Below are 12841 nucleotides of genomic sequence, written 5' to 3'. Positions count from 1 at the left end.
GGTAATTTTAAAACAAAAACTTGCATCTTCTAAATATATTCACCTAATTTCACTTGTTTTGGTGCATCATCTTCAAACAAAGATTCTAGAGCCTTCTTAAGCAAAATGATACGTTGTTTGTGATATAAATCCAGATCTTGGCCATTTACAATTTTTTCCGCTAAGTCAAGATATTTCATAACAGTGCCTTCTGAAACCGTTAGTATTAGTTTCCCTCCACAATTTAGACATTTTCCGGAGAGTGGAATTCGTCTATATTTCCTGTTACAAGTCGTACATCTTACTTTCTGCCTACCAAATCTTCTTAAACACCCCACAATATCACGAAGGAGATGGTGTGAGAATACACGTTCTGCAACATCTTTAGCGTTCACTGCACGGATTTTCTTTGCTAAATTGAGTTGGGCAATAACCTTTTTCTCCATACTGTCAAGTGTCTTGTAAGCTGTACAACTTGGTCCCGCCGCAATAGAGGATGTAGGATGTGAAAATCGGAAACCTGCATACAGTGCTGGAGAATCCAAACGATGTCCAACATTATCTATTATATCTTCAATATCTTTTGGGTCAACATTATCAAGCGTTTTTTGATAAAATTCTAAGGAGTAATTCGCAACTTGATCTACAGTGTATGATTCATCATCAATTTCATGAGGATCTAAACAAACCGTCAAAACCAAGGGCGCATCCATCATTCCTCCTCTTTTTTCAGGAAGTAGTTTCTTAGAGAAGTTAAGAAGACCATCTAAAAGAAGAATGACAGAATCTTCGTCCCCGTCGCAGTTAGCAGTTATTATGTCTATGGTGGAAAAATTATTAAAGATATTTATGTCATCAAACGTCTTGACTTCCAAACAATATGAGGGTGCTATCTCATTAGAGATTTGAATTTCAGCAATAGGATCAAAAATCAATCCTGAGTGTTCTTCAAGAGAATGAAAAGTTCCATTACTGAGTTTTATTTTTCGTTCATTTATGAATCCTTTTGCAACTAATCTTTCAGCATTCTTACGTTTATCACTATGGATCAATTTTAATCTTTTCAATAACCACAAATCAGGTCCACGGATTGAAATTCGATAAACGATTGATGCCTTCGGTAATTTACCAAGGGTCTTATATCTTGCTAAAATTTTCTTTCCATAATGTCCTATAGGAGATGGTTTACGATTTCTATAAAAAACCCCTAGAGTATTCAGCAAGAGTCCTATATCTTTTAACAGATCTTGAGATGCTGAATAGAACAGAATTGAGGGATCTGTAGAGGGAATACTTCCATCTCCATCGATAAAAGCAGATAGAAACGCAAATTTGTATTCTTCTGGAAGAGAAAATACATATTTAGGAATACGCTTTGTAAGAGCAGTTTTTCCTATTCTCCATGCATAAGCAAATAGATATGCATGTATACGTCCTGTATGAACCAACTGTTGATTATCCTTCTTATAATATGGGGTAGATCCTAAGATACCCTTGATAAGGTATCCTACATGTTTTCTTAAATTAGAATCTGGAACACTAAAATTCGTTTGGTAACAAGTAGCTTCATCCCTGATGTATCCTTCCGCTATGAGATAACCAAGTAATCTCATAAAATCAGTTGAAAATGGAATGTAGGGATTAACAGTGTGATCATCTCTAGCCATACCGAGTATTGCATCATCGGGAATATCGTCCCATTCAAACACGCCCTCTCTTTGAAGAACTTCAAGATGACTGAGGGGGATCGACATGAACCAATCATAATAAAGTGATTTTTTCAAAGGTTTTTCTGGTAATAGTTTGAGTAGATGCTTTCTAACTTGAGGTGGTATACGTTTGTAATGTTTGCTAAGATCACATAAATTATGATTTCTTGCATATCGAAGAATTTTTGTTTTCATCCATTCTTCTGCGTTTCGTAAGCGCACCTGATGTTTAAATTCTTGAAAAATATCATTAGGTAAATTATTGGCTAATTCTCTGAGAATATTGATCTTTGAAGGTGATTTTAAAATGGGCAAGGGAAGTTTTGTAACAATAGGAATGTAATCACTGATTTTCAACTGTTTGGCTTTTATTCTTGTAATTGTCTGACTAAACTGATTCCACACAAGCGCAATATGATCAGGGGTCATTTTTAGAATTCTGCCTGTCTCGGTCCTTATTTTAACCCAATGAGTGCTTTTTCCTTTGATCCAATGTTTAATGGGTTGAAAAATAGGCTCATTAGTAGTTTCATCAATACTTACAACATGCCATTGTGGGTAGAGATTTTCCACTGCTATCGTCCCAAAATCATCTACAATCTCCTTATTTGCGCCTTTAAGAATCGATTCTTCAATAATTTCGCTAATAGGTGTTAGAATAAGTTGATTTTTCTCCATGTCCCATATGGGTACCTCTTCTGTTCCAAACAGGCAATTACGCCTTTTAGCAGCATGAAAGTAATGGTGCGCGTAGCACACATATGCCTCAGTGAATCCAATGATGCGAGCAATGACACCTGCAGAGGTATGAGGTGCTAATCCAATCGCAAGGTGTCCAATTAATTGTTCCTTCTTAACGATATTGTAAAAAGGAGGTTGCTCATATACTTTGACGAGTAATTCATCAATGAATTTGGCAACGTTAACAAGATAATCGCCACATTCGTCGTGAATGACAATATCTTGTACTTTTAACTCAAGAATTTGATCATTGTCAATGAGCGGATTACCCATATAATCATGAGTATATCCAAGATTTACGAGTTTTTCAATTGATGTTTTAATCTCTTTTGGCTTAAAATGACTTAAGGGCGCATCAGTTGCATCAAATCGTGTTGTTCCATCTTTATACACATATAATCCGTATTTAGAGCGAAGAATGCCTTTTTCAAGTATTTCAGGTTGTTTGAATTTGCTAGTTAAGCCTTTAACTCCCTTTACTTTTTCTATGTTTCTAACTCCAGTTTTCCGCAAGGCTTCATCGAGAATTCGCTGAAGAGAAACCTTTTGTGTTTCAAATCCTCGAATAGGCGTTTTACAATTAGGACAGATATTTTTTTGACTCTCCGTGTGGCATTTAGGGCATTTAAGTGCAGTAGCAGTTTGATGCCCGCATCTTGGACATAAGTTCATAAATGATGTATAATGACAGGATGAGCATTCTTTACGAACGATCTCAAGAGAAACATCTCCCTTTTTTGCTATTTCAACGATATTTCTATTATGACCTACATTAAATCCAACTGGAAAAAGTACATGGACAGGAGGAGATGTAGCACGTGCTTTTGATTTTTCAGGGCGTCCTAGGCGCCCTCCAATAAATATGGGTGCTTTGGATCTGACTTCGATGTCAGAAAGGGTATTAATTATGAAGAGTACATCCCTCATCATAGGAGTCGTTTGAAATTTGGAACGGATCTTCTCTAATGTAATATCTTTTTGGAACCCAAGGCAATATGCCAATGTTGGAGCATGGTGAGATATTACGATCTCATCCTTCCTCACGCTGTGTGGGATGCAAAGTTTCTCAAGAATATTCTTTGAAGTAAAATCTGTATTAATTACGCGTATTTCAGCACAAAATTCGCCATTATATTCCATCTTTGCTTGCATAAGCCATTCTAAAAGGTTATTAAGTTCTTCAGGAAGTATATCATGCCATAGATAGGTATATCTTGGATGTAACGGTATTTTTAGTAATTGAGAAAGTTTAATTGCCTCAATTGGTTTCGGATAGATACTGAAAGGATTTTCAATATATTGATTTAGAAGTTCAGGAGAAATATTGAGACGCACACAAAGATCTTCCTTTGTAAGGGATGATTTCATTAAGGCGTTCTTTAATTCCAGAACCCACCATTCTTCACAGTATCCTGAATTAATGAGAGGATGATTATTCTCTAAGAATTCACCATACGCAATGAGCATATCCCCAAGATAGAGGATTTTTTCTGTGTCATGTATATGTGAACGTGCTTCTTCGATGTTATTGAATGAACACACCGAACCATCTTTGAGTCTCACTGTTGGTCCTTCTACACTATCTACTGGAACTACGATCGCACCCTTTCCTGGTCTTTCAGTAACCACATGAGTTCCTGTAGCGAGAAATTCGTCTAAGATTTCCATTGTTGCAGGATTTATTCCAACAGCAGCAAGTCCCGTATTTCGAGCTCTTCCATATCTTGGACGAAATCCACCGGGTCTAGAGGGATGTGCAAATACTGGACGACCTGCAATTACATCTGCAAGGTATTTATCACTTGTCATCCGTTTTGAATCACTTGCATCAGTTTCTTTTTTGGATTTTAACTCTTTTAGATTCTTTAACCATTCCCATCCCTCTAGTCCTATTTTTCTAACTATTTTTGGGAGTTTATGGGCTTTGCCTAAAATACCATCATTAAGTACAAGAATAGCTCCTCCACGGACACGATTTGTTTCAATAGAAGGAATATCGCGATAACCTGATACTTCTATTTTCTCCGTTGGTTCACCAGTAACTTCAACTGGAAGGTGCTCTACTGCTTTTCGAATTTCTTCATCTATTGAAGGGTATTGTAGATGAACTGCACGTTTGTAAAGATCAACTTCCTCGATATATCGTTCGACTTCATTACTTGAAGGATTATATCTGTCGAGATGCAGCAATCGTCGTACAAAATCCCCTACTAGTACGGTCAATGCTGTCTCTGTTCCTCCAGCAGCTCTTATAGGTCCAGAAAAATAGATGCTCAAATAACGTTTTGAATCTGCTCCTTTCTTGATTTTAACTTTTGCAATACCTTCTAATGGAGCAGCCGTGATTCCACTAGAAAGAATGGCTAGGGCAGTCCGGATTGCTTGTTCGGCACCTTCTTCATCGCTCATTTTTCCAAATTTCTCATAGACAATGTCTTTTGCTATTTGAAAAGCTACCTCTTCGCGTTCGAGTTTCTCTTGAAGTTGGCGAATAGCCTGCGCAACACCTTTTGGCCCAACCAATCCTTCAACTCGCGCTGCAAGATCATTTGCTAAGGCTATTTCAGGAAGTGGTGAGGGATCTAAGTTCTTTTCTCTTGCCTTTTTTGCAAGTTCATATGACTTTTCTACATTTTCTTCAATATTTTTGAAATATTCACTGTTTAATGGATCACTCATGGATCATACCTATCCTTGTTTTACACATCTCACCATCCAAATGAAATGATGAACATTTCATAACAAAGTGAGTTAAAACATGAAAATAAGTAAAATAGTTCTATAAAATGTATTTTCCTAAGAGACATATAAACTTAGCGTCGCGTAAACCCCTCTCAGTAAAAATTCGACAAAACCCTTTAAAAGAATTCTATAAACACTAATATGGTATTTTTTAGGCTATTCTTTTCATTCTTAAGAATTTATTAAGGTGAACTACCACCCAACAAGTTGAGGGGTCTTCTTGCGGAGAAAAGATAAAATAAATCTTTACGAAACTTGTAATGAGGAAAACATTATAAAGTCAGGTTATTAAAAAATGAGGATGAGTTTTTATGTCACGCAGAACTAAGAAATCTAAAAAGAAAAAAGATGCACCAATGCCTTCAGCGAGTGCTGGACTAATAAGATTTTACCAAGATGACGCTCCAGGAATTAAAGTTGGCCCTGGAACAGTTATAATTTTGGTCATTGTTTTCATAATTGCAGTAACTATAGCACAGTTGTCGCAAGAGGGTATCATACCATTTGGCTAAGTTTGACACTCTCCAAGACTGAAAATCGAGAGAAAAGTTAACACAATGTAATAAGATGACTGATAAGAACTTTGGTTCGTTGCCTGCTTTTCTGTCTATAAAGATTATTCGCAACGAGAATGAAGATTTTCCTTAATTTATCATTTTCTCTTAATATGTTTTCTTTTGCTTAACCTAATTTTAGTTTGAAACTCTAAAGATATCAAAAAATAGTGAAAAAGTAAGAGTCTTTATGAAATTTTAGCCTTTTTGTCTTTACTACGTCATGCTGAAACTTTAAATACCACCTTAGTCTTAAGTGGGTGGTTCCTCTGGTGGGGCTTCCGGTTCCTCTGGTGGGGCTTCCGGTTCCTCTGGTAGGGGTTTAGATTCTTCTATTAAGGATTCAGGTTCTTCTAATGGGGGTTCAGGTTCTTCTGGTGATGGCCTTGCAGGCTTTTGTGCTTCTTCTCCAGATTTCCATCTATGTGTACAGTTCTTGCAAACGAGCGTTTTCTCATATATTGGGTCGTGAAGCAAATATCCAATAATCTTACTTCGGTCAATTTCTTCTTTAATACTTGTGCTTCCACAGTTAGGGCATTTTCGCATTGTCTTCACCCTTTTTCTTTTTATAGAAATTTTCATCTAATTTGTTAAACTCAATAGATTTTGACTTTTATGCAAAAAACTTCTTTTTGTTTCTGTACCTAAATAGAGGTGTCCGTCCAAATACCATTTTTAAACGCCTTTATAGACGCCTCTACAATTGTTGTAGAAATGATCTTACAAAAATGTTATGGTTAAAAAATTCACCTTCTTCAATTGAAGAATTAAACGTGCTTAAAATCAATTTTAACATATCTTAATGAAAAGAGGTTTGTTGTCGCCAAAATTGATTAAGTTGACCTTTAATCATTATTTTAACCTGATTAATTCGTTTAATTGTTATGGGATTGTTAAACTTACATAATTACTACAAAGATTTTAAATTCTTTAACCAGAACACATTCTTCAAAACAATTAGAGGTGAATTTTTGCGACTAAAAGAATTTCAACAATTAATGAGGCAGCTGTATTACAAAAATGATTATGAACGTGGTGTTCTTAAGACTACTCTTTGGCTTTTTGAGGAAATAGGTGAATTAGCGAGTGCAATTGTAAAAGATAGAAGTTATGAAGAACTTGAAGAAGAATTGGCTGATATTATCGCTTGGACCGCTTCACTCGCAAACATTATGAATATAGATCTTGTAACTGCAATAAACAAGAAATACCATCATTGCCTCAATTTATTAACTAATTTCGATTTAGGTGAGGATTGGAGTGTATAATCCATTCTTACCTGCGACGAGTAGTTATTCTTTTAAAAGATTTCATTTGAATGAATATATTATGATGAAAAATGGTTCTTGTGCTTCTTGTGGCACTTCTACGTAATACATCAATTGAAATTCTTTAGGAGCATTAGATGGATCAATCAACCAATCATAGGCTTGTCTTATATCAGGTGTATCTTCTAGAATGATGTAAGAAACATCCCAGTCTCTCATGAACTCTATTTGATTTTGTTCCTCCAGAGCGAATTGAAGGAACACTCCTTTCCGTTCACAGAGATAGAAGGCTCTATGAGGATTTCTTGACATAATGATGGCATCGGTTGGTGTATTATCTCGTATCCATTGATATGCATCAACTGTTTCTTCTTGAATTACGCTTAAAGGATGCGTTCTATCTTTTTCAACGTGTAAAACTGCACGAATGGCATCAGGCATAATAAAGCCTAAAACAATGATAGCGGAGATTATAATTGCCATATTCTTGCTATTAAACTTAAGAAAATATGATTTTTTAGTTCTAAGCAACTTATTAGTCCAGTCAGCTATTTTAACAAACGATATTGCACAGAAAGGGAGTAATATCGGGCTAATGGGTAAAATATACCTAATTTGCTTCCAATACCACCAACTGAAGAAGATCATATTAAGCGCTGCAAACAAAAGAAGAATAATCACTTCTTTTCGCCTTCTTTTCATACCAAGAAAAAAACCAAGTCCTAGAAAGAAATAACCTAAAATAAGGCGTATGCCTAATTGCGGAATAATTTCAAATAATAATATTGATGGTGTTTCAAGTAAATAGAATATTATACCTGTACTGATTCTTGCTGAAATGTAACCAATATCTGTACTACTGACAGCGCTTCCACTCCAATCATGAGGGTTATAATAAAATAATTCCTTCTGATAAGATGTTAAGAAAGTTCCAGTTAGGAAGTATTCATAGATTAAGAGAGCGAAGAAAGAGAGAGCGCCAATATATAAGAAGATGTTAAATAGTATACGTTCTTTCCAATTTGCTCCCGTTAAAAGAATGTATATGAAAAGTAAGGGAACTATCAGAAAACCTACGACTCTAACAACAATAAGTGTAATTGAAATTAGCATTGCAATGAAAAGAAATTTAGATTTCTTTGTTTCTGACCATAAAATAGTGATATAGATAAGCAAAACCAGAAGAAAACTTAAGATAATTTCTGGCTGAAGTATGTGAGAAAAAACAAATAATTGGTATTGAAATGAGACGAATATACTACTAACAAGCCCTATACGCTTTCCAAAGAGTAATTTTGTAACAGAATAAGTAACTATAATTAGACCTATACTTGCGAGTATTGGAATGGCTTTTATTAGCAATATACTTTCAATACCAAGTATGTGAAACAGTAAAGCGATTACAATAGGTAAACCTGGTGAATATTGAATAATGCTTTCTGGTGGATTACCAGGGATTGCAAGATCTGTAAAACCTAATCCTGATGCGAAAGCTCTCGCATTGATAACCCAATGTGCTTCATCATAAAAACTTGGTCCTTCAAAAACATAAGGGTGTAAACATAGAAGCCTAAGAATAAAAGAGAAAATTACAACAAGATAGAGCCATTGTTCATAACTCATTCGTTTCAAAAATTCGGCAAAGTTAACCATAGATGACACCAAAACTTAGCAGTTTTCAAGAACCAGTATTCAATAAAAGTCTTCTGCAATCCTCCATGCAATTCAATTGATATGATCTTTTGCTTATATTACAACTAAATGAAAAATAGCTCTGTATGCAAAAGATAAAAATAAAGTAAAGGTTATCTGCCCTTTACGAAGACTAAAATTAGAATTGAATTTCGAATATAGAGGAACGAACGAATCTTATATTTCAAAAAGAAACACTGGGGTAACCTTTTGTGCAAAAACGAATAGTTCGAAGTACATTAGCAATTTTCTTAAGTTCAGGAGTTGCACGATTCATAGGTTTTATATCATACATAATTTTGGCGAGGATACTATTTCCTTCGGATTTTGGAATCCTGACGCTTGCGTGGCTATTTGTAAACATTTTTACAACACTATTCTTAGGATTTAGAACCAGCATCATTCAATCAAATGAAGATAACTCGATGCTTTTTACTGTAATATTCGTCTTGGAACCGATCCTTGCAGGAATTTCGATTACGTTTATTTATTTTTTAGCATCACCTATTGGTACATTCTTTAATTCAGCACTTCTAACAGAAATATTGCCCATACTTTCTTTAGTGCTTCTTATTACATCCTTTGGCGCCGTTCCATCTTTAAAATTAGAGAAAGAACTTCTTTTTGAGAAAAGAGTGATACCTGCAATAATTCGTGAAATACTATTTCCTTTAGTAGCAATTCCATTAGCTTTGTTAGGCTATGGGGTTTTGAGTCTTGTTTATGGTGTTTTGGTGGGATGTATTGCTAGCCTTATATGTGTATGGATTCTTGCGCCCTGGTTACCAAAGTTAAATTTTTCTGGACAAATCGTAAGAAATGTGATAAACAAAGGTGTACGATATGCTTTGGTTGGTTATCTACTTTTCTTGTTGATTAATGTAGATAAAGGGATTATCGGAAAATTTGCTGGTTCTGAAATACTCGGGTTTTATTCAATTGCCTTCCTTTTAGCAAGTATTCCAGTCGACGGGATCGCTGAAGTTATAGGCAAAGTATCCTTACCCGCCTTATCACAATCATTAAATCAGGAAAATAAGCTACGATCGATATATGAAAGGTTTTTACAACTCATTTTATTATTTATACTTCCCTTTGTCGTAATCGTTATTCCTTTAGCCTGGGAGATAACACTTTATTTCTATACAGAAAAATGGTTACCGATGGTAATTTTATTGCAAATATTGTCGATTTATGGTCTATTTCGTGCGATATCTGTTTCATACAGAGATTTACTAAATGCAATGGGACGTCCAGAACTTCTAATAAAGCTGAATTTGATTCAACTCATAATACTTGGTGGCTTAAGCATACCAGTGATTTTGAATTTTGGTGTAATAGGATTAAGTGTTCTTTGGACTATAACAACATGCGCAGTTGCCATTTATCTTTCAAATTATATAAGAAAACTCCTAAAACTTAATTTAATTCATATCTATTCATTTTGTATTATAGCGGCCGTCATCACATTGATTTTTGTCGTGTTTTTGAAGGAAATAGGGTTTATTAAAGATTTATTCTCACTAATTTTTGTCATGGGTATGGGAGGCTTTGTGAATGGACTTGTAATAATAATTCAGAGGCCAGAGTTACCAAGAGAATACAAGTCATTTCTTAGTTCAGTTTGGGAGTAAATAATTAAGATTTTATAGACGAGACAAGATATGATGTCTTGGTTTAGTCGTCTCCATTGTAATCAGAGTTAGATTTTCTTATTCTTCACGAGAACGCCGAATTAACTTAGCAATAAAGACCCCATCAGTATTGTTAATATGAGGAAATAATCTTTGACAGAGATTTAACCCCCTAAAACCATGTATTCCAATAAATGGTGTTGCTTCTGTAAGTTTAAAATCTGAATTCAATTTAAGGAAGCGTTCTATTATCATTTCATTTTCTTCAAGAGTAAGTGAACAAGTCGAATACACCAAGATTCCTTTTGAGCGCACTAAACTTGCTGCTCGTTCCAATAAAGACCATTGAATTTGACTTAGCCACTTAATAAGTCTCCTGTTAACAGACCATTTTCTACTTGGACGTGACCAAAAAGCCCCTGTACTACTACAGGGGGCGTCTACTAAAACTTTATCAAACTGCTTTTTAGAGGCAAATGAAATTGATCGAGAATCAGCAAGTAATGGCTGAATAATATTGATAGACTGCCTTTGAGACGTTTCTATAAGTTCATACATACGCTTGCTAGAACTATCAAGAGCAACAATTTCCCCTTCATTTTTCATAAACTGTCCAATGTGAGTAGTTTTTCCTCCAGGTGCAGCACACACATCCAGAACTACATCATTTTCTTTAGGATTCAGGATATGAGTGACAAGTGCAGAAGCTTTGTTTTGAATGTAAAAGAAGCCGTTTTTATAATATGGACTATGAATTAGAGGTCTTTTCATCTTTTTAATATGCAGCACATCAAATAATTCGGGATCAATAGTCACAATAGTCTTTTCTTTCGCTAATTTCCTCTGGAGCATTTCAGGATGGACTTTCAAAGTATTTACGCGTATATATTGAGTAGGTTGTGAATTATTCTTTCTCATTACCTTTAATGCTTCAGAACGTCCCATAATTCGAAACAAATACCTTACAAACCAAGTAGGATGAAATAGCTGTAGTCCTATTTTTTCGTATTCAGACAATCTTGTGAAGTAATAAGTTGTATCTCTCTTTTCAATTTCGTATAGAATTGCTTTGACGAATCCTGCATCTTTTCTGCCAAATTTTTTCGCAATAAGCCCTATTAATGCAGAAAAAAACTGTGAAGGTTGAGTTGATAAGAACTTCAACTGATATACTGATAATCTTAGTATGGATCGAATGTATGGAGGAAGTTGAGAAATAGAAGTGCCTTCTAGTGAGATATTTGTAACCCAATCTATGTAGTTAAGACGACGAATTGTTTCAATGACTAAAGCATGGACTTTGCTTCTTAGTTTCGTATTAGTAATACTATACCTAGAAGATATTTTCTTAAGTGCTAATCTTGCTGATAATCCATTTTCAATTTCCTTTAATGCAAGACTAGCGAGATTGAAATATAACTCCAGAGAGACCACCAAAATAAGAATTCCCTTTCTATCTCTCTGTAAGAACTATTTGTACTGAAAAGTATTTTCATTGCGCATTATAAGAACGATCAAACCTAAAACAAGAGGTATACTGCACTGTTTTTATTTAATCTGCCAACTAAAATTAGATTATAATAAAAAATTTTGATATGTCAGTGACTAACTGACAACTAGTTGTGTTCTTGGATGATGACGGCGTAGTCCATGTGTTCGTCACCGGCAAACCGTGCTTTGTAGTGGCAGGAGGGGCAGACAATTGTCCGGTCCTCGTAGCACACATCGGTGACCTGTTGGCAGACGGGGCATTCTTTTAGTTGCTGCTTGCTGAGTTTCCGATAGGCGGGGAACGTGTAGTTGCCATGCTCACAGACTGCTTGGAAGAAGATATCGACTTTTTCGGGGTCGGTGTCGTTGGTCAGCGCCGCCGGCGAGATCATAACTGGTAGATTTGCTTGGACGCTGGCTTCTGCGATTTCTTTGACCTTTTGGTAGATTTCTTCTTTTGTAGCGTCCCGCATGAAGTAGGGCAGGATGGTAGCGGTGTAGGGTTGGTTGTATTCCTTGCATAGCCGGATCATGGCCTGGTGATCGCATTCCAGGTCACCGTTGGCGTTGATGGGGAAGGTAATGGCAGCGGGTAGAGAGATGGTGGGTAGGTACTGTTTATCATTGACGGCGTAATCGAACAGAATCCTCCAGCGCTCCACGCTGTCGGGGTAATAGGTGATGCCCAGCGGGTGGTAACGCTTCACGCTTTTATACATCTCATAGATATGGGGGTAAACGTATGTGAGGAACTCATCGACGTCCAGGCTGGGTGGGCTGGCGTAGAGTTCCCAGAAGACGCAGCCGGTGGGATCGATGCCGTATTCCTTATAGCGTTGGAGGGTGGCAAATACCAGTTCGGAGTAGGTTTTCATTTCGTCCACGAAGAAGGTGGGGTAAGTGCCTAAATTCTGGCAGTAATCCTCGATCTGGCGTTTTTCACGTTCGCTCTCGGCCTGTGTGTACCGCTGGTAGCATTTAAGGTCTTCCAGCAGCAACTCGGTGGACCGTAGAAAGCAGCCCAGTGT

General features: G+C 36.1%; 8 protein-coding genes. 3 read left to right on the top strand and 5 right to left on the bottom strand.

Annotation, left to right across the window (positions count from 1 at the left end; genetic code table 11):
* Positions 1–29: 29 nt before the first annotated feature.
* Positions 30–5108: a DNA polymerase II large subunit gene (gene polC, locus QVB70_RS07760; RefSeq protein ID WP_287585095.1), complete on the bottom strand. Its 5079-nt coding sequence runs from the start codon at positions 5106–5108 to the stop codon at positions 30–32.
* Between the two features lie 374 nt (positions 5109–5482).
* Between polC and QVB70_RS07755 the strand changes: the two genes are divergently transcribed.
* Entirely contained in the window at positions 5483–5683 is a 201-nt protein-coding gene (locus QVB70_RS07755; RefSeq protein WP_287585094.1) for an SEC61-beta family protein, read from the top strand.
* Positions 5684–5977: 294 nt separating this feature from the next.
* Here the strand turns inward: QVB70_RS07755 and QVB70_RS07750 are convergent, their stop codons facing one another.
* Positions 5978–6274, bottom strand: a complete 297-nt coding sequence (locus QVB70_RS07750; RefSeq protein ID WP_287585093.1) for a hypothetical protein — start codon at positions 6272–6274, stop codon at positions 5978–5980.
* A 425-nt stretch (positions 6275–6699) separates the two neighbouring features.
* Between QVB70_RS07750 and QVB70_RS07745 the strand changes: the two genes are divergently transcribed.
* On the top strand, positions 6700–6996 hold the full coding sequence (locus tag QVB70_RS07745; protein ID WP_287585092.1) for a MazG nucleotide pyrophosphohydrolase domain-containing protein: 297 nt from the start codon (positions 6700–6702) through the stop codon (positions 6994–6996).
* A gap of 42 nt (positions 6997–7038) precedes the next feature.
* Here the strand turns inward: QVB70_RS07745 and QVB70_RS07740 are convergent, their stop codons facing one another.
* Positions 7039–8649, bottom strand: a complete 1611-nt coding sequence (locus QVB70_RS07740) for a glycosyltransferase family 39 protein (RefSeq protein ID WP_287585091.1) — start codon at positions 8647–8649, stop codon at positions 7039–7041.
* Positions 8650–8900: 251 nt separating this feature from the next.
* On the opposite strand from QVB70_RS07740, the gene QVB70_RS07735 reads away from it, so the two are divergent.
* Positions 8901–10322, top strand: a complete 1422-nt coding sequence (locus QVB70_RS07735; protein WP_287585090.1) for an oligosaccharide flippase family protein — start codon at positions 8901–8903, stop codon at positions 10320–10322.
* 78 nt (positions 10323–10400) lie between these two features.
* Here QVB70_RS07735 and QVB70_RS07730 read toward each other — a convergent pair whose 3' ends face one another.
* Positions 10401–11756, bottom strand: a complete 1356-nt coding sequence (locus QVB70_RS07730) for an RsmB/NOP family class I SAM-dependent RNA methyltransferase (protein WP_287585148.1) — start codon at positions 11754–11756, stop codon at positions 10401–10403.
* 182 nt (positions 11757–11938) lie between these two features.
* Positions 11939–12841 (bottom strand): hypothetical protein (locus QVB70_RS07725; protein WP_287585088.1); only part of this gene is annotated, 903 nt, incomplete at its 5' end.

The organism is Candidatus Borrarchaeum sp. (genome assembly GCF_019058535.1).
Classification (GTDB): Archaea; Asgardarchaeota; Sifarchaeia; order Borrarchaeales; family Borrarchaeaceae; genus Borrarchaeum; species Borrarchaeum weybense.
The sequence above is the reverse complement of the archived record's forward strand: the minus strand, read 5'-3'. Positions and strand labels throughout refer to the sequence as shown.